Source organism: Lysobacter rhizosphaerae, from assembly GCF_054779795.1.
Genome location: NZ_BAAGXO010000001.1, coordinates 332043 through 349298 on the forward strand (window position 1 = coordinate 332043; position 17256 = coordinate 349298).

A 17256-nucleotide genomic window follows, 5' to 3' on the forward strand; every position below is an offset into this window, starting at 1 on the left:
AGTGAAGAAACACGTCACCACGCTCGGCCCGTTCGAGCGGCTGGCCGACTACGAGCGTCGCAGCCTCGAACACGTCGCCGGCCTTCCCGAACAGCTGGATGCGCCCGGTCTGTGGCGCGGCGTGGGTTACCGCGTGGGCACGCACCGCCTGGCCTCCGGCTTCGACGAGGTGCGCGAAATCCTGCCGCTGCCGCCCATCACCCAGGTGCCCGGCGCGCAACCGTGGATGCTGGGGGTCGCCAACGTACGCGGCAACCTGCTGCCGATCGTCGACCTCAAGCAGTTCCTTGAGGGCGAGCGCACCGTGCTGCATGAAAGCCAGCGCGCGCTGCTCGTGCGCCAGCCCGGCGGCGACGTTGCCGTGCTGATCGACGAGCTTTACGGCCAGCGCAGCTTCACCGAACCGCAGAAAGTCGCCGACGCGCAGGTCGCCGAAGATCCGCTTTACCAGGGACGCTACACGCACTTCATCGACCGGGCCTACCGCGTCGACGAGCAGCCGTGGGGCATTTTCAGCCTGGACCGGCTGGCCCGTACACCCGAATTCCGCCAAGCCGCCGCAGGCTGACGCCTGTCCCGGTCATCAAATCGCACGCAACAAGCAGCAATCGCCAACGAGGTTGAACCATGAGTACTGTGATGAATCCCAAGGGCCGCGGCCTCGGTGTCAATACCTGGTTGACGATCCTCGGTATCTCGGTGGTCATCTTCGGCGTCAACGCCGGCTACGCCACCTGGAAGGGTTCGCGCCTCGCCAGCGCCAGTTCCGCGGCTTCGTCGCTGCAGGTGAACTCGCAGCGGCTCGCGGTGCAGGGCGCCGAGGCCGTGGGCGGTGACAAGGAGGCCTACGCGGCCTTCAAGGCCACCAAGGCGCAGATGGACGCCGACGTGAAGCAGCTCAACGACCGCTTCGGTGGCGAACTGGGCGTGTCGGGCGACATCGGCAACGTCGCCAATACGTGGGACCTGGTGGGCAAGAACGCCGACCAGGTCATCGCCTCCGAAGGCGCGGTGACCGGCCTGGCGAGCAACGCCGACAGCTTCGCCGCCAAGGTCCCGCAGCTGCAGGCGCGCCTGGACGAACTGGTGCGCGCGATGTCGTCCAGCGGTTCGCCGGCCTCGCAGGTCTACCTCGCGCTGCGCCAGAACGTGCTCGCGGGCCAGATCGACAAGAACATCACCGCGATGCGCGCCGGCGGCCAGGGCGCCTCGATCGCGGGCGACCAGCTGACCCGTACCGCCGCCGTGTTCGGCAACGTGCTTGCCGGCCTGCGCAAGGGCGACGCCGCGCTCGGCGTGACCCCGCTGTCCAACGGCGGCGCGCTGGCCGCGCTCGGCCAGGCCGAAGCGCTGTGGACCGACATGAAGAAGGACCTGGACGCGATCAGCTCCGGCTCCAAGAACCTGTTCACCGCGCAGGCCGCGGCGGGCACCATCACCAGCGAATCCAACACCCTGCTGGGCCAGAGCGAATCGCTGTTCCGCTCGCTCACCGCCTTCGGTTCGGTCCGCAGCAAGAACCCGCTGGGCCACATCCTGATCTCGGTCCTGTCCGGTATCGCCGCGATCCTCGCCATCGCCGGCTTGCTCTTCTCGTTGAACAGCGCGCAGAAGAAGCGCTACGAGAGCACCAAGGAACTCAACGACCGCAACCAGGAGGCGATCATGCGCCTGCTGGACGAAATGGGTTCGCTCGCAGAAGGCGACCTGACCGTGAAGGCGACCGTGACCGAGGACATGACCGGCGCGATCGCGGACTCGATCAACTTCGCCGTCGAGCAGCTGCGCAGCCTCGTGCAGACGATTACCGACACCTCGGTGCAGGTGGCATCCAGCGCGCAGGAAACGCAGGCGACCGCGATGCACCTCGCCGAAGCCGCCCAGCACCAGGCGCATGAAATCAGCTCCGCCTCCGACCGCATCAGCGAAATCGCGGCGAGCATCGACCAGGTGTCGCGCAACTCCGCCGAATCCGCGGACGTGGCGCAACGCTCGGTGCAGATCGCGACCAAGGGTGCCGGCGTCGTGCGCCAGACCATCGCGGGCATGGACTCGATCCGCGACCAGATCCAGGAAACCTCGAAGCGAATCAAGCGACTGGGTGAGTCGTCGCAGGAAATCGGCTCGATCGTGGAACTGATCAACGACATCTCGGAACAGACCAACATCCTGGCGCTGAACGCGGCGATCCAGGCGGCCTCGGCCGGTGAAGCGGGCCGCGGGTTCGCGGTCGTGGCCGACGAAGTGCAGCGACTCGCAGAACGCGCCTCGAACGCGACGAAGCGAATCGAAACGCTGGTCCAGACGATTCAGTCCGACACCAACGAAGCGGTGTCCTCGATGGAGCAGACGACCTCGGAAGTGGTCGCGGGTGCACGCCTCGCGGAAGACGCGGGTACGGCGCTGGGCGAGATCGAAAAGGTGTCGTCCGACTTGTCGGGCCTCATTCAGGGCATCTCGTCGGCCGCCAAGCAGCAGTCCAGCGCGGCGTCGAACATCACCGCCACGATGAACACCATCCAGTCGATTACCGCGCAGACCTCGCAGGGTGCGAGCCAGACGGCGCAATCGATCGGAAACCTGGCGCAGCTTGCGGCCGACCTGCGCCGCTCGGTCGCCGACTTCAAGCTGCCGGCCTGACGCGAGACGGAACCGATAACGAGATGGACGGCTTGAAGGCAAATCGCCCCGCGTACGCGCCCGCCCCTGGGGCAGGCGCCGCGGCCGCGCGCCGATACGGAGGCAATCGATGACCGTGTTGCGTGACGCGATCGACACGACCACGCTGGGCTGGGTCAAACCCGAACTCGATGCGACGCTGCGCCTGGCGCGCGACGAGATCGAGTCCTTTGCCGAGAATCCCTCGCAGACGGCGCACATGCGCACCTGTGCGGGTTACATGCACCAGGTGCACGGCACGCTGCGCATGATCGAGCTCTATGCGCCGGCAATGGTGGCCGAGGAAATGGAGCGCCTCGCCTTGTCGCTGCTGCGGGGTGAAGTCTCCGAGCGCGACGACGCCTGCGCGGCGCTGATGCGCGGCGTGGTGCAGCTGCCCGATTACCTGGAACGCCTGCAGGGCGGCCATCGCGACATCCCGATCGTGCTGCTGCCGCTGCTCAATGAGCTGCGTGCGACGCGCGGTGAGACCGGCCTGAACGAGAGCGTGCTGTTCTCGCCCGATCTCGACCGGCCCTTGCCGGAAGACGTTCCCGCACCTGCGTCGTCGGCGCCCAAGCCGGCCCGCGACGAACTGGTGACGCACCTGGGTGCGCTGCGCGACGCGCTGGCTGCATGGCCGGAAGACGGTACGCCCGCCGATGCCTCCCAGCTCGCGAAGACCATCGAGTCGTTGCTTGCGCAGGTGGACACCGAGCCGCTGCGCCGCATGCTCTGGGTTGCGTCGTCCGTCGCCGATGCCCTGCGCGATGGCGCCCTCAACGCCAGCCGTGGCATGCGCCAGGCCTTCGCCGGCGTCGAACGCGAAGCGCGCCAGACACTGATCGAAGACAGCTTCGCCTTCGGCGCCCCGCGCACCGATGCCGCGGCGGAACCGACCCGCCAGCTGCTGTACCACGTCGCCCACAGCCAGGCTCAGCATCCTGCCCTCAACAGTCTGCGCCAGACGTTCGACCTCGCCGGCCAGCTGCCCAGCGAAGACGAACTCGAGCACGCCCGCGGCAGCCTTAGCGGGCGCAATCGCGCGCTGCTCGACACCGTCTCCGCGGCAATCAAGGAAGACCTCCTGCGCGTCAAGGACGCGCTGGACCTGCACCTGCGCACGCGCCAGACCGACGTCACTGAACTGCGCGAGCAGGTCGATGCGCTCACCCGCGTCAGCGATACGCTCGGCATGATGGGCCTGGGCGTGGCGCGCAACGTCGTGATGCAACAGCGCGACGCCATGCGCGAAATCGTCGCTGGCCACCGTGCCGCCGACGAAGGCGCGCTGCTCGATGTCGCCGGTGCGCTGCTGTATGTCGATGCATCGCTGGACGACCAGGTTGCACGCCTGGGCCGCCCGGATGCGGCTGGCGACGAAGACCTCGTCTCCGGCGAACACAACAAGGTCATCGACGTCGTCGTGCGCGAAGCCATCGCCAATTTCGGCGATGCGCGCCAGTCGTTCGTGGCCTTCGTCGAGACCGGCTGGGACCATGCCGAGCTCGGCGAGGTTCCGCGCCTGCTCGATGAAGTCGGCGGCGCCCTGCGCATGCTCGAACAGCAGCTTCCCGCCGACTACCTCGTCGCGGTGAAGCGCTACGTCGATGTCGAGCTGATCACGCGCAAGCGGGTTCCGAACAGCCAGCAGCTCGACACCATGGCCGATGCACTGGCCAGCCTCGAGTACTACCTCGAAGCGCTGCGCGACCAGCGCCCCGGACGCGACGAGATCCTCGAAATCGCCCGCCACGCCCTGGAGCGCCTGCGCTACTGGCCACTGCCGGCGTTGGAGGAAGTCGGCGCGCCGTTGACGACGGCAGAAGCACTCCAGCTGTCGCCCGATCTCGCCGACGCGCTCGACTTCGGCAAGATCGAGCCGTTCCGCGGCCTGGCTCATTCGAGCCCGGTCGAAACAACGACCACGACACCGGCAAACGGCGTGGTCGAAGCCACTGCCGATGTGGCCGCGGTCAGCGCGCCGGCACCGGTGGCTGCCAGTGCCGATGCTGTCGCCGCCGGCGGTTTCGAACGCAGCGACGACATCGACGACGAAATCCGCGAAGTCTTCCTCGAGGAACTCCAGGAAGAAATCGCCAACCTCGGCGAACTGCTCAAGCCCTGGCGCGACAACCCGGAAGACGCCGAACGCCTGCGTCCCATCCGTCGCGTTTTCCACACTCTCAAGGGCAGTGGCCGGCTTGTCGGCGCCAAGACCCTCGGTGAGTTCAGCTGGAAAGTCGAGAACATGCTCAACCGCGTGCTGGATGGCACGCGTCCGGCCAGCCCCGCGGTCGTGGCCCTCGTCGGCCAGGCACACGACACGTTGCCGCAGCTGCACGCCGCGTTGCGTGGCGATGCAGCCATCACCGCGGATCTCCGCGGCATGGAAGCGGTCGCCGATCGCCTTGCCGCCGGTGAAGAAGCATTCTTCACCCCGGCAGCGGCCGCACCGGTCGTCGAAGCCATTCCGGAGCTGGCCGAAGCCGCCGTGGTTTCCATCGACCTGGGCGAACCGGGTGGGGAACTCAACGAGGCGGTGTTCGAGGAACCCGCGGCAATGCCGCCGGCCGCTGCAGAGATGGTCATCCCGGGCGTTCCCGCGTCGGTCGATGCCGTGCTGCTGGAAATCCTCGCCGGTGAAGTCGGCGGCCACCTCGTCACCATCGAGGACTGGCTGGACACCGCGCGCCAAGGGCCGCAACCGGCGACCGAATCGCTGCAGCGCGCCGTGCATACGCTCAACGGCGCCTTTGCGATGACCGAAGTTCCGGTGATTACGGAAATCACCGGTCCGACCGAGACATACATCAAGCGTCTCCTCGCTGCCGGCGTCGTGCCGGCGAACGAAGGCGTGGCCGCGATGGGCGACGTCGCCGCGGCGATTCGCGGCACCATGCAGGGCCTGCAGGCCCCGATCGCCCATGTGCCACGCTTCGAAGGCCTGGCTGCGCGCATGCAGGCGCTCCGCGACAGCCTGCCGGAGGCACGCCACCATCAGGTCGAAGAAGAAGCGGCACACGAAGCCGAGCTCACTTCGTTCGATCTCAGCGAATTCACCGATCTGGCCGTCGACCTTGGCACGGGTGGTCTGGTGCAGTCCATGCCGGCTGCCGCCCTCACCGCTGCTGCCCTTGATGCGGGCTCGTTCGAAGCCGGTCACGGTGACGTCGCGTTGGAGGAGGTCGAGGCATTCACGATCGACGACTTCGATGCCGTTGCCGACAACTCGCTGAACCTCCAACTCGAGGCCGCACAGCTCGAAGTCGAGCGCGTCGACGCCGAGCGCTTCGAAGCAGAACGCGTCGAAGCCGAACGTCTCGAAACCGAACGCTTCGAGGCCGAACGCGTTGAAGCCGAACGTCTCGAAACCGAACGCTTCGAAGCCGAACGCCTCGAAGCCGAGCGCCTCGAAGCCGAACGCCTCGAAGCCGAACGCCTCGAAGCCGAACGCCTCGAAGCCGAACGCCTCGAAGCCGAGCGCCTCGAAGCCGAACGCCCACTGGCTGACGGTGGCGAAGGTTCCGAAGCCGAACGCGTCGAAGCCGAACGCGTCGAAGCCGAACGCGTCGAAGCCGAACGTGCCGAAGCCGAACGTGCCGAAGCCGAACGTGCCGAAGCCGAACGTGCCGAAGCCGAACGTGCCGAAGCCGAACGTGCCGAAGCCGAACGTGCCGAAGCCGAACGTGCCGAAGCCGAACGTGCCGCCGCCGAGGAAGAAGCCGAATACGCGCGTCTCGAAGTCGAGTACGCCGAAGCCCAGCGCCTCGCCCAGGCGCAGCGCGAGGCTGCGGAAGCCGAACGCATCGCGGCCGAACAGGCCGAAGCCGAACGCATTGCCGCCGAGCTTGCCGCTGCCGAGGAAGCCCAGCGGGCGGAAGCGCAGCGCCTCGCCGACGAAGAGCGTCTCGAAGCCGAACGCCTCGCCGTGGAGCAGGCTGCCGCCGCGCAAGCCGCCGCCGAGGCGGAAGCCGAAGCCGTGCGTCGTGCCGAGGAAGTCGGCGAAGCCGAAGCCCAGGCACAGCGCGATGCCGCCGCTGCGGCCGCCGCGCTGGCCGCTGCCAGCACCCTGCCGGAACCGGAACCCGCGGTCGCGGCGATCCTGGCGCAGGCCCAGGCCGGCGGAGAAGATCCCGACGAAGCCCTCGACCTTACCGGCCTCGATCCGGAGCTGGTCGACATCTTTGTCGAGGAAGGCGCCGACCTGCTCGATCATTCCGACGGCCTGCTCGCCGAATTGCGCGCGGCCCCGGATTTGCGTGAACCGCTGATCGGACTGCAGCGCGACCTGCACACGCTCAAGGGCGGTGCCCGCATGGCCGGCATCATGGCCGTGGGCGAACTCGGCCACACCATGGAATCGCTGCTCGAGTCCGTGGTCGAGAACCGCGTCGAACTCGGCAGCGATGGCGTGCCACTGCTCGAACGCGGCTTCGACCGCCTGCATGCGATGGTCACGCGCGTCGGTGCGCGCCAGGCGATCGCGATGCCCGAAGCGCTCATCGCCGAATTCGACGCACGCTCGCGGGGCCAACGACTCGCTGCGCCCACGGACGAGGTCACCGGCACGCCGCAACGCGCCGCCGCGCCCGCCCTGGAACTCAAGCCGCTGTCGGCACCGATGTTCGATGCCGCGCAGGTCGACGAAGACGACATCGCAGCACGCGCACCGCAGGAGCAGGTGCGCATTCGCGCCGACCTGCTCGACCGCCTGGTCAATTACGCCGGTGAAGTCGCGATTTATCGCGCCCGCCTGGAACAGCAGTTGGGTGCGTTCCGCGGCGCCATCGCGGAAATGGACCAGACCAACATCCGTATGCGCGACCAGCTGCGCCGTCTCGAGATCGAGACCGAAGCGCAGATCATGGCCCGCTACCAGCGTGAGAACGAGACGCCGGACGCGACGTTCGACCCGCTCGAACTCGACCGCTTCTCCACCCTGCAGCAGCTGTCGCGCGCGCTCGCCGAGTCCGCGGCCGACCAGACCAGCCTGCAGACCACGCTCGACGACCTGACGCGCCAGTACGAAACCCTGCTGCTGCAACAGTCGCGCGTGAGCTCGGAGCTGCAGGAAGGGCTGATGCGCACCCGCATGGTGCCGTTCGATGCGCTCGTGCCGCGCCTGCGTCGCGTCGTGCGCCAGGCCTCGGGCGAACTGGGCAAAAACGTCCAGCTCAAGCTCGGCAACGCCCAGGGCGAACTCGACCGCAACGTGCTCGAACGCATGACCGCGCCGCTGGAGCACATGCTCCGCAACGCAGTCGCGCATGGCCTGGAAAAGCCCGACAAGCGCAAGAAGGCGGGCAAGGCGGAAGAAGGCTCCATCAGCATCGCGATCCGCCGTGAAGGTTCGGAAGTGGTGCTGGAAGTCGCCGACGACGGCGCCGGCCTCAACCGCGACGCGATCCGCAAGCGCGGTGAGGAACGCGGCCTGGTCCGCAGCGACGCGGTGCTGAGCAACAGCGACCTCGACATGCTGATCTTCGAGCCGGGCTTCTCGACGGCCGACGAAGTCAGCCGCCTGGCCGGTCGCGGCGTCGGCATGGACGTGGTCGCATCGGAAGTGCGCCAGCTCGGCGGCACCATCGATATCGACTCGAGGCCGGGCGAGGGCACGCGCTTCATCCTGCGCCTGCCGCAGACGCTCGCGGTCACCCAGGCTGTGTTCGTGCGCATCGGTGAAACCAGCTTCGCGGTGCCGATCGCCTCGGTACGCGGCGTGGGCCGCATCCCGCGCGACCAGTTGGCGCAGGCCGATGCGGTCTACCAGTACGGCGGCGAAGACTATCCGGTGCACGACCTCGGCAACCTGGTCGGCCATGCCACGGCGAAGGCCGAAGGCCAGCTGCAGATGCCGTTGCTGCTGATCCGCGCCGGTGACCTGCGTGCCGCGGTCAGCGTCGACCACGTCATCGGCAACCGCGAAATCGTGGTGAAGCCGGTGGGTCCGCAGGTCGCATCGGTGCCGGGCATCTTCGGCGCCACCATCATGGGCGACGGCAGCGTCGTGGTGATCCTCGACGTCGCGCCGCTGGTGCGCCGCCAGGCCGTGCTTGCGCCCGAGCGCCTGCCGGTCGCGCCCGTGGTCGAAGCGCGCCGGGTTCCGATGGTCATGGTGGTCGACGACTCGGTCACCATGCGCAAGGTCACGGGCCGCGTGCTCGAGCGCAACAACTTCGAGGTCCTCACCGCGAAGGACGGCCTGGATGCCCTGGAAAAGATGGTCGAGCACGTGCCCGACCTGATGCTCCTCGACATCGAGATGCCGCGCATGGACGGTTACGAACTCGCCACGGCGATGAAGTCCGACCCGCGCCTGCGCAACGTCCCGATCGTGATGATCACCTCGCGTACCGGCGAGAAGCACCGCCAGCGCGCCTTCGACATCGGCGTGAACCGCTACCTGGGCAAGCCGTACCAGGAGCCGGAATTGCTCCGCAACGTGTTCGAACTGCTGGGGGTCAAGCGCGGCCATGAATGACAACGCCCGCCGCGTCGTGTTGTTGGCCCGCCCCGGTGCGGCCCGCGACCGCATGCGCGAGGCGCTGGACCAGGCCGGCGCGAACATCGTCCTGGAGGCCGATCCGGCCACCGGCGATCAGGCCGCCGTGCTTGCAGCGCAGCCCGAAGCCGCCCTGGTCATGCTCGACCCGGCGATGGCGGACGAGGCGCTCGACCGCTTCGATGGTGTGCTCTCCAACCCGCAGATCGAGATCCTGTTCGAAGAGGCCGAACTCGCTGTTGGCCGCGTAGGTTGGGACGCCGCACGCTGGGTGCGCCATTTGCGCGCCAAGCTGGGCCTGTCGGACACGGTGTTGCCGCCCGGCCGCGCCACTTCCGTAGCGGAGGTCTTGCCGGAATCGCCCGCGCCTGTCGCGGAGGCGGCAGCGTCTGTCGCAGAATCGCCCGAGCCTGTCGCGGCGGCGCCCGCCAAATGGGAGCTCACCCTCTCCGACCTGGATGACAGCGGTTCCTCCGATACACACCTGGCGATCGAGCCGGTCGAGGCTCAGTTGGGCACAGCCCAGTCGAGCGCAGACCTGCCGGGCACGGACGAGCCAGGCACGGACTATCCGCCCCTTGGCCTCGAAGATGACGCCGGATCCACGCCGACGGTGATCGCAAAGTTCGAACTCGAACTTGTCGATGACACGCCGACCGAGATCATGTTCGAAGGCCTGGAAATGGCGCCGGACCAGGCCTCGGACGCCAGCCGTTTCCGTGACGACATGGCCGACCTGCACAGCCGCGTTGGCGCGATGGAGCTGGTGCACGATCGCACCGTGGCCCCGGCGCATGGCGCGGTGCTGGTATTGGCGGGCATCGGTGGCCCGGATGCGGTGCGCCAGCTGCTGGGCGCATTGCCGGAAGGGTTCCCGCGGGCTGTGCTGATCCAGCAGCGCCTCGACGGTGGCCACTACGACAAGCTGGTCGCGCAGATGCAGCGCGCCACTTCGCTGCCCGTGAAGCTGGCCGTCAGCGGCGACACCGTGCAGCCCGCGACTATCTACATCCTGCCGCCGAGCCTGGGCGTGCACGATTACGAACAGGGCCTCGCCTTCAACGATGCGCCCGGCGAACTGCTCACCGGGCTGCCCGCGAACGACAGCGCTGTGCTGATGCTCAGCGGTTCCGACCCGGCGCAGGTCGACGCCGTGATGAAACTTGCAGCCAACGGTGCGCTCATTGCCAGCCAGGCGCTGGATGGCTGCTACGACGTTGCGGCGCCTGCGGCACTTGCATCGCGCGGTGGCCAGTCGGGCAAGCCGCAGGAACTTGCCCGCCGACTCGCACAGCGTTGGCTCTGACGAACTGCCACTGAAGAATTCCAAAGACGTCGATGAAGACCTCCCAGCACAACGCGCCCCAGGCGCAGGCCAACCCGCAGACCGACATCCGCGGCGTATTGATCGCCGTCGCCCGTGCACGCCTGCTCCTGCCCAACGCGACCATTGCCGAAGTGCTTTCCTTCGCACCGCCGACGCCGGTCGAAGGTGCGCCGGAATGGCTGTTGGGCCGCATCCGCTGGCGCGGCTGGGAAGTGCCGCTGGTCGCTTTCTCGCGCATGGCCGATATCGCGCCGGAAGCAGGCGGGCTCGGCAGCAAGGTCGTCGTGCTCAAGGCGCTCAGCGGTGATCCCAAGGCGCCCTATTTCGCGGTGCTGACGCAGGGCTTCCCGCGACTGGTGACGGTGTCGCCGGATCGACTCCAGTTCGACGCGGACCAGCACCTGCCGGCGGGCGTCCACGCCCGGGTCTGGCTCAACGAGGACGAAGCCTACATTCCCGACCTGGAAGCCATCGAGGTCCTGATCGGCAACGCGATCGCGCAGGCCCAGGCCGCTTGAGGACGATGCACGCGGCTGTGTCGCCCGAGGCGACATCCCGCGTGGACACCGGTTCCTCGCCAACTCGTTCCGCTCCTACCCGCTGGGCATCGGTCGATGCGCTGCGCGGCATCACCGTCGCCGCCATGCTGCTGGTGAACAACCCGGGTGATTGGGGCCACGTGTATGCCCCCCTGCTGCATTCAGAGTGGCACGGGATCACGCCGACCGACCTGATCTTTCCGCTGTTCCTGTTCATCGTCGGCGTTTCGATCGCGCTCGCGGTGACGCCACGGCTTGAGCGCGGCGAACCGCGGTCGGTACTGGCGAAGACGGTACTCGCGCGCGCCGCACGCATCTTCGGGCTCGGGTTGTTGCTGCACCTGTGCGCCCTTTGGGCATTCGACCTGCCGCATTTCCGGGTGATGGGTGTGCTGCAGCGGATCGGGCTGTGCTTTGGTGCCGCCGGCCTGCTCGCGCTGTACCTGCGACCGCGCCTGCAGTGGGTGATCCTCGTCGCGTTGCTCGTCGGCTATTCGATGCTGCTCGCCGGTGGCGGGAGCTATGCGCCGTTCGACAACATCGCCAGCCGCCTCGATCACGCGCTGCTCGGCGTGCACGTCTACCAGATCGAGCCGGTCAGCGGCCGCGGGCACGATCCCGAAGGCCTGGTAAGCACCCTCGGCGCACTGGCTACCACTCTGTTCGGCGTACGCGCCGGCTCCTGGTTGCGCGACGGCCGCGTGCGATGGCTATGGGCGGCGGGCGCGATCGCGCTGACTGCAGGGCAGGTGTGGTCACTGGCGCTGCCACTCAACAAGAACCTGTGGACCCCGTCGTATGCGTTGTGGACCGGCGGCGCCGCGTGCCTGCTCCTGGCGCTGTGCCACTGGCTGGTTGATCGACGTGGCTTGCCGGAGTGGGGCCGCGCCTTCGGCGTGAACGCGATTGCGGCCTACGCCGGCTCCGCCTTCCTCCTGTATGCGCTCGCCGCGCTCGGCTGGCTTGCTCCCGCCTACCAGCACGGCTTCGCCGACTGGATGACCCCACGCTTCGGGCCATACGTGCCGTCCCTGGCTTATGCGCTGTCTTTCGTTGCGATCTGGTGGGTCGTCGTGCGCTGGCTCGACGCACGGAAGCTCTACTTCAAGATCTGAGCGACCTCGGGGTTGGTTGCGTCAGGCCAGGTCGCCCAGGCGCGACTGCAGGGCCGCAATCGCTGCGAGTCCTGCGGTTTCGGTGCGCAGGATGCGCGGACCCAGCTTCAGTCCTTGGAAGCCGGCGTCGCGCAACTGCTCGCGGTCCGCGGGAGACCAGCCGCCTTCCGGTCCGACTGCAAGGACGATCCTCGCTTCATCACCGACCGTGAGCGTGCCCAGTGCCAGTTCACCCTCCGGATCGAGGATCAGGCGCAGTCCGCCCGCGGGCAAGGCGCCCAGTGCCACGGACAGCGACACCGGCGCCGCTACGCCGGGCACGCGCGCGCGGCCGCATTGCTCGCAGGCCGAGGTCACCACCCCGCGCCAATGGGCCAGGCGCTTTTCGGCGCGCGCCTCGTCAAGTTTCACTTCGCTGCGCTGCGACCACAGTGGCGCGATGGCATTCACGCCAAGCTCCGTCGCCTTCTGCAGGATCAGGTCCATCTTCTCCCCGCGCGCAATGCCTTGCAGCAGCGTGATGGCCAGGGGCGACTCGTTGTCCACTTCACGGCCGGAGGCGACCGCGACACGCAGTTCGCGCTTGCCCACTGCGGTGATGCGCGCGTCGTAATCGATGCCGTCACCGTTGAAAAGCACGCATTCGTCGCCGACGACAAGCCGCAGCACGCGCGACAGGTGGGCAGCGGCGTTTTCGGGTAGCGCCAGTTCCAGCCCGGCCGAAAGCGGCGTGTCGACATGCACTCGCGTCAGGCGCATCAGGTCGCCTCCGCGGTCGCTTCATCGATGGCGTGTCGCGTCACGTCGGCCAGCAGGCGCAGGGCATCGTCGTCGATGCAGTAGGGCGGCATCCAGTACAGGATGTCGCCCAGCGGGCGCAGCAGTACGCCGCGCGCCAGTGCAGCGCGATAGGCGCGCAGGCCCACGCGCGCCGCCGGGTCGAAAGGCGCGCGCTTGTCGCCCTTCTTCGTCAGCTCGAAGGCGACGATCATCCCGGCCTGGCGCACGTCCGCGACATGCGCGTGCGCGGCCAACGGCTGCGCGAGGTCCCGCATCCGTTCCGCCGTGGCGCGGTTCCGCGCCAGGACGTCGTCGCTGCCGAAGATATCCAGCGACGCCAGGGCCGCGGCGCATGCCAGCGGATTGCCGGTGTAGCTGTGCGAATGCAGGAATGCACGTTCGCGCGAATCGTCGAGGAAGCCGTCGTAGATGGACTGCGTCGCCAATACCGCGGCAAGCGGCATCGCGCCGCCGGTAAGGCCTTTCGACAGGCATAGCAGGTCGGGCTGGATGCCGACCTGCTCGCAGGCGAACAGAGTGCCCGTGCGTCCGAATCCCACCGCGATCTCGTCCGCGATCAGGAACACGCCGTGGGCATCGCAGAGTTCGCGCACCAGCTTCAGGTAGGACGGGTCGTGCATGCGCATCCCGCCGGCGCATTGCACGCGTGGTTCGAGGATGAGGGCGCAGATCTCGCCCGCATGCCGTTCAAGCAGTTCGCGCAGCGCGTCCGCCGCGCGGGCGGCGCGTTGCGCGGGGGATTCCCCGGGTTCGCACAGGTAGGCGTCCGGGGAAGGCGCGAACAGCGCCTCCGCCAGCAAGGGGGCGTAAACGCGCCGGTAAAGCGGAATGTCGCCGACGGCAAGCGCGCCGATGGTTTCGCCGTGGTAGCCATTCTCCAGTGCGACGAACTTGGTGCGCCCCGGTTCGCCGCGATTGCGGAACCAGTGGAAGGCCATCTTCAGGGCCACTTCGACACCGGCCGAGCCGTTGTCGGCATAGAACACCTTCGACAGCGGCGCACGACCGGCTTCGCGCGGCGCGATCGCCAGCAGCCGCTCGGCCAGTTCCACGGCCGGCGCATGCGAACAGCCGGCCAGGATCACATGTTCCAAAGTGGACGCCTGGCGCGCGATCGCCGCCGCGATACGTGGCTCGGCATGGCCGAACAGGTTGGTCCACCAGCTGCTGATGGCATCGAGGTAGCGGCGACCGTCGCGGCCGATCAGCCACGGGCCTTCGCCGCGGGCGATCGGCAGCAGCGGCAGTGTGTCCGGGTGCTCGCGCATCTGCGTGCACGGGTGCCAGAGCACCGCCAGGTCGCGCGAACGCCATGCATCGGCGTCCGCTATCATCGCGGCATCGTGAGTAATGTCCTGCATCCCGCCATTATTGCAGCCTTCCGCGCGGCCGCCCGGCGAAGGCCCGGAGCCGAGCCGTGACGCGGCCCCTGCCCATCATCCACGGCATCACCGAGCACGACGCGGGCCCGTACCGCCTGGAGCGCCTCGAGCTCGAATTCGCCAATGGTGAACGACGCAACTACGAGCGCCTGCACGGCCGCGGCCACGGCGCCGTGATCGTCGTGCCCATGCTGGACGCCGACACCGTGCTGCTGGTGCGCGAATACGCCGCCGGCATGCACCGCTACGAGCTGGGCCTGGTCAAGGGCCGCATCGACGCGGGCGAAACCGCCCTGCAGGCCGCCGACCGCGAGTTGAAGGAGGAAGCCGGTTACGGCGCGCGATCGCTCACCCTGCTGCGCGACATCACCCTCGCGCCTACCTACATGAGCCACACCGCGCAACTGGTGGTGGCACGAGACCTGTATCCCGAGCGCCTGCCGGGTGACGAACCGGAGGAGCTCGAAGTGATCCCGTGGAAACTCAATGCCCTGCACGAACTGATCCTGCGCGAGGATTTTTCCGAGGGACGCAGCATCGCGGCCCTGTTCATCGCCCGTGAGTGGCTGGGGATGCAGGCGTGATCGACGCAAAAGTGCGGGAAGAGGTGATCCGGCTGGCGCAGGACGCGGCGGCGGCGATCCTGGGCATCTACGACAGCGAATTCGCGGTCGAGCACAAGGACGACAATTCACCGCTGACGGCGGCGGACCTCGCTGCACACCGCTGCATCGTCGACGGACTGGCCCGCATCACGCCGGACATACCGGTGCTGTCGGAAGAATCCGCCGACGAAGTCAGCGCGGCGCAGCGTCGGCAGTGGACGCGGTTGTGGCTGGTCGATCCGCTCGACGGCACCCGCGAGTTCGTCAAGCGCAATGGTGAATTCACCGTCAACATCGCCCTGATCGAAGACGGCGTGGCCACCTTCGGCGTGGTGCAGGCGCCGGTGACCGGCCAGCTGTGGCATGGCGGCGCAACGCTGGGAGCGTTCCGCCGCGAGCAGGGCCGCGATGCCACCTTGCGCGTGCGCGCGCCGGCCAAGTCGCCGCTGCGGGTCGCCGCCAGTCGTTCCCATCGTGATGAGCGCACGCAGGCCTTCATCGATCGCATGGGCGACGTCGAGCCGTTGGGACTGGGCTCGTCGCTGAAGTTCTGCCGCATCGCCGATGGCGGGCTCGACGTCTATCCGCGCTTCGGGCCGACCAGCGAATGGGATACCGCCGCGGGCCAGTGCGTACTGGAAGGGGCAGGGGGCGCGCTGTTCGATCCGCAGGGACGGCCGTTCCGCTACAACCAGCGCGAACGGATCCTCAATGGCGACTTCATCGCCCTGGGTGACACCGCGCTGCCGTGGCGCAAGTGGATCGCATGACGCAACCGATGAACGAACTGCCGCACGACCACCACGACATCCACACCCTGCTCGCGATCATGGCGCGGCTGCGCGACCCACAGGGTGGCTGCCCTTGGGACGTGGAGCAGACCTTCGCCAGCATTGCGCCCTACACGATCGAGGAAGCCTATGAGGTCGCCGATGCGATCGATCGCGAGGATCGGCATGCGCTGAAGGACGAGCTCGGCGACCTGCTGCTGCAGGTCGTCTTCCACGCACGCATGGCGGAGGAGGAGGGCAGCTTTGCCTTCGGCGATGTCGTCGCCGCGATCAGCGACAAGATGATCCGCCGCCATCCGCATGTCTTTGCCGATGCCAGCGTCGAGGATGCAGAGGCCCAGACGGTTGCCTGGGAAGAGCAGAAGCGCCGCGAACGCGAATCCTCCGGGCACGAAGACACTTCCGCGCTCGCCGGCATCGCGCGCGGGCTGCCGGAATGGCAGCGCGCGGCGAAGCTGCAGAAGCGCGCCGCGACCGTCGGCTTCGACTGGCCCGACATCACGCCGGTGATCGCCAAGCTGCACGAGGAAATCGAGGAAGTGCGCGTCGAATTCAGCGCCGTCGCCGACGATCCGGGCGATACCGCCGCACGCAATCGCCTGGAGGAGGAAATCGGCGACCTGCTGTTCGTCGCGGCGAACATCGCGCGCCATGCCAGGGTGGACGTCGGCGCCGCGATGCGGCGCGCCAACCTCAAGTTCGAACGCCGCTTCCGGGCGATGGAGGCAATGGCCGACGCCGATGGCAACGCGCTTGCCGCGTTGCCGCTGGAAGCCCAGGATCGGTACTGGAACCGCGCCAAGGCCGGTGAAAAATAGCGGCGTGGGCAACCTACAGGGGCAACTGATGGGCCAGTTCTCGAGCTTCCGCGATTTCTATCCCTTCTACCTGGGCGAGCACGTCAATCGCACCTGCCGCCGCCTGCATTTCGTCGGCAGTTGTGGCGTGCTGGTGCTTCTGGCGCTCGCGCTGTGGAACCGCAACGGCTGGTTCGTGCTGGGCGCCCTGGTGTGCGGCTACGGCTTCGCCTGGGTCGGTCACTTCTTCTTCGAGAAGAACCGGCCCGCTACCTTCAAGCACCCGTTCTATTCCTTCGTGGGTGACTGGGTGATGTTCAAGGACATCCTGACCGGACGCATCAGGTTCTGACGCGGGCCAGGTTCTGACCGGGCCGCACGCGGTTAATCACGGAAGATCAGCCACGCCGCAACCACGATCAGGCCGAAGCCGGCCCAGTGGTTCCACTTCAATGGTTGGCCCAGGTACCAGGTGGAGAAGCCGGCGAACACGAGCAGCGTGATCACCTCCTGCATGCCCTTGAGCTGTGGCGCCGAATACATCGCGCTGCCGAACCGGTTGGCAGGCACCATCAGGCAGTATTCGAACAGGGCGATCCCCCAACTGGCGAGGATCGCCAGCGCCAAGGGGGCGGATTTGTAGCGCAGGTGTCCGTACCACGCGAAGGTCATGAACAGGTTGGAGCCGAGCAGCAGCAGGGCGGGATAGAAGCGATCAAGCATCAGGAAGGCCGGT

General features: G+C 67.7%; 13 protein-coding genes and 2 pseudogenes. 11 read left to right on the forward strand and 4 right to left on the reverse strand.

Annotation, left to right across the window (positions count from 1 at the left end; all coding sequences use genetic code 11):
- Position 1 precedes the first annotated feature (1 nt).
- The 3 genes and pseudogenes from ACYVGE_RS01520 to ACYVGE_RS01530 form a co-directional block, all read left to right on the forward strand.
- Entirely contained in the window at positions 2-568 is a 567-nt protein-coding gene (locus tag ACYVGE_RS01520; protein ID WP_460726434.1) for a chemotaxis protein CheW, read from the forward strand.
- A 59-nt stretch (positions 569-627) separates the two neighbouring features.
- A complete protein-coding gene (locus tag ACYVGE_RS01525) occupies positions 628-2640 on the forward strand; it encodes a methyl-accepting chemotaxis protein (RefSeq protein WP_310051169.1) in 2013 nt (670 codons plus the stop codon).
- 1681 nt (positions 2641-4321) lie between these two features.
- Positions 4322-4930: pseudogene (locus tag ACYVGE_RS01530) on the forward strand (Hpt domain-containing protein); the annotation flags it as partial.
- Positions 4931-5855: 925 nt separating this feature from the next.
- Here the strand turns inward: ACYVGE_RS01530 and ACYVGE_RS01535 are convergent.
- Complete coding sequence (locus ACYVGE_RS01535; RefSeq protein ID WP_460727263.1) at positions 5856-6683, reverse strand: pentapeptide repeat-containing protein; 828 nt, start codon at positions 6681-6683, stop codon at positions 5856-5858.
- 158 nt (positions 6684-6841) lie between these two features.
- On the opposite strand from ACYVGE_RS01535, the pseudogene ACYVGE_RS01540 reads away from it, so the two are divergent.
- From ACYVGE_RS01540 to ACYVGE_RS01555, 4 genes and pseudogenes are all read left to right on the forward strand, one after another.
- Positions 6842-9142: pseudogene (locus tag ACYVGE_RS01540) on the forward strand (response regulator); the annotation flags it as partial.
- Complete coding sequence (locus ACYVGE_RS01545) at positions 9135-10469, forward strand: chemotaxis protein CheB (RefSeq protein ID WP_460726436.1); 1335 nt, start codon at positions 9135-9137, stop codon at positions 10467-10469. The pseudogene ACYVGE_RS01540 and the gene ACYVGE_RS01545, both read left to right, overlap by 8 nt.
- Positions 10470-10501: 32 nt before the next feature.
- Positions 10502-11008 (forward strand): chemotaxis protein CheW, encoded by a 507-nt coding sequence (locus tag ACYVGE_RS01550; RefSeq protein WP_460726438.1) that lies wholly within the window; start codon positions 10502-10504, stop codon positions 11006-11008.
- Positions 11009-11013: 5 nt separating this feature from the next.
- The gene (locus ACYVGE_RS01555) at positions 11014-12144 is read left to right on the forward strand and encodes an acyltransferase family protein (RefSeq protein WP_460727265.1); all 1131 of its coding nucleotides are present in this window, start codon (positions 11014-11016) and stop codon (positions 12142-12144) included.
- Positions 12145-12165: 21 nt separating this feature from the next.
- Here the strand turns inward: ACYVGE_RS01555 and ACYVGE_RS01560 are convergent, their stop codons facing one another.
- Together ACYVGE_RS01560 and bioA are read right to left on the reverse strand one after the other, a co-directional pair.
- A complete protein-coding gene (locus ACYVGE_RS01560) occupies positions 12166-12903 on the reverse strand; it encodes a 16S rRNA (uracil(1498)-N(3))-methyltransferase (RefSeq protein ID WP_460726440.1) in 738 nt (245 codons plus the stop codon).
- Complete coding sequence (gene bioA, locus ACYVGE_RS01565) at positions 12903-14306, reverse strand: adenosylmethionine--8-amino-7-oxononanoate transaminase (RefSeq protein WP_460726442.1); 1404 nt, start codon at positions 14304-14306, stop codon at positions 12903-12905. The genes ACYVGE_RS01560 and bioA overlap by 1 nt, the downstream gene beginning before the upstream one ends.
- Before the next feature lie 56 nt (positions 14307-14362).
- Between bioA and nudE the strand changes: the two genes are divergently transcribed.
- The 4 genes from nudE to ACYVGE_RS01585 are packed head-to-tail and all read left to right on the forward strand — an operon-like array spanning position 14363 to position 16872.
- Complete coding sequence (gene nudE, locus ACYVGE_RS01570) at positions 14363-14911, forward strand: ADP compounds hydrolase NudE (RefSeq protein WP_457095546.1); 549 nt, start codon at positions 14363-14365, stop codon at positions 14909-14911.
- The gene (cysQ, locus tag ACYVGE_RS01575) at positions 14908-15702 is read left to right on the forward strand and encodes a 3'(2'),5'-bisphosphate nucleotidase CysQ (protein ID WP_460726445.1); all 795 of its coding nucleotides are present in this window, start codon (positions 14908-14910) and stop codon (positions 15700-15702) included. Before nudE ends, cysQ begins: the two co-directional genes overlap by 4 nt.
- Entirely contained in the window at positions 15699-16541 is an 843-nt protein-coding gene (gene mazG, locus ACYVGE_RS01580) for a nucleoside triphosphate pyrophosphohydrolase (RefSeq protein ID WP_460726447.1), read from the forward strand. Before cysQ ends, mazG begins: the two co-directional genes overlap by 4 nt.
- A 28-nt stretch (positions 16542-16569) precedes the next feature.
- Positions 16570-16872, forward strand: coding sequence for an Mpo1-like protein (locus tag ACYVGE_RS01585; RefSeq protein ID WP_460726449.1), 303 nt, complete (start codon positions 16570-16572; stop codon positions 16870-16872).
- Positions 16873-16904: 32 nt separating this feature from the next.
- Here ACYVGE_RS01585 and ACYVGE_RS01590 read toward each other — a convergent pair whose 3' ends face one another.
- A complete protein-coding gene (locus ACYVGE_RS01590; RefSeq protein ID WP_457095550.1) occupies positions 16905-17243 on the reverse strand; it encodes a DMT family protein in 339 nt (112 codons plus the stop codon).
- Positions 17244-17256 lie beyond the last annotated feature (13 nt).

Coding starts and splice junctions, on each gene's coding strand:
- ACYVGE_RS01525 (WP_310051169.1), top strand. CDS start 628: ATGAGTACTGTGATGAATCCCAAGGGCCGCGGCCTCGGTGTCAATACC.
- ACYVGE_RS01545 (WP_460726436.1), top strand. CDS start 9,135: ATGAATGACAACGCCCGCCGCGTCGTGTTGTTGGCCCGCCCCGGTGCG.
- ACYVGE_RS01550 (WP_460726438.1), top strand. CDS start 10,502: ATGAAGACCTCCCAGCACAACGCGCCCCAGGCGCAGGCCAACCCGCAG.
- ACYVGE_RS01555 (WP_460727265.1), top strand. CDS start 11,014: ATGCACGCGGCTGTGTCGCCCGAGGCGACATCCCGCGTGGACACCGGT.
- ACYVGE_RS01560 (WP_460726440.1), bottom strand. CDS start 12,903: ATGCGCCTGACGCGAGTGCATGTCGACACGCCGCTTTCGGCCGGGCTG.
- bioA (WP_460726442.1), bottom strand. CDS start 14,306: ATGCAGGACATTACTCACGATGCCGCGATGATAGCGGACGCCGATGCA.
- mazG (WP_460726447.1), top strand. CDS start 15,699: ATGACGCAACCGATGAACGAACTGCCGCACGACCACCACGACATCCAC.
- ACYVGE_RS01585 (WP_460726449.1), top strand. CDS start 16,570: ATGGGCCAGTTCTCGAGCTTCCGCGATTTCTATCCCTTCTACCTGGGC.
- ACYVGE_RS01590 (WP_457095550.1), bottom strand. CDS start 17,243: ATGCTTGATCGCTTCTATCCCGCCCTGCTGCTGCTCGGCTCCAACCTG.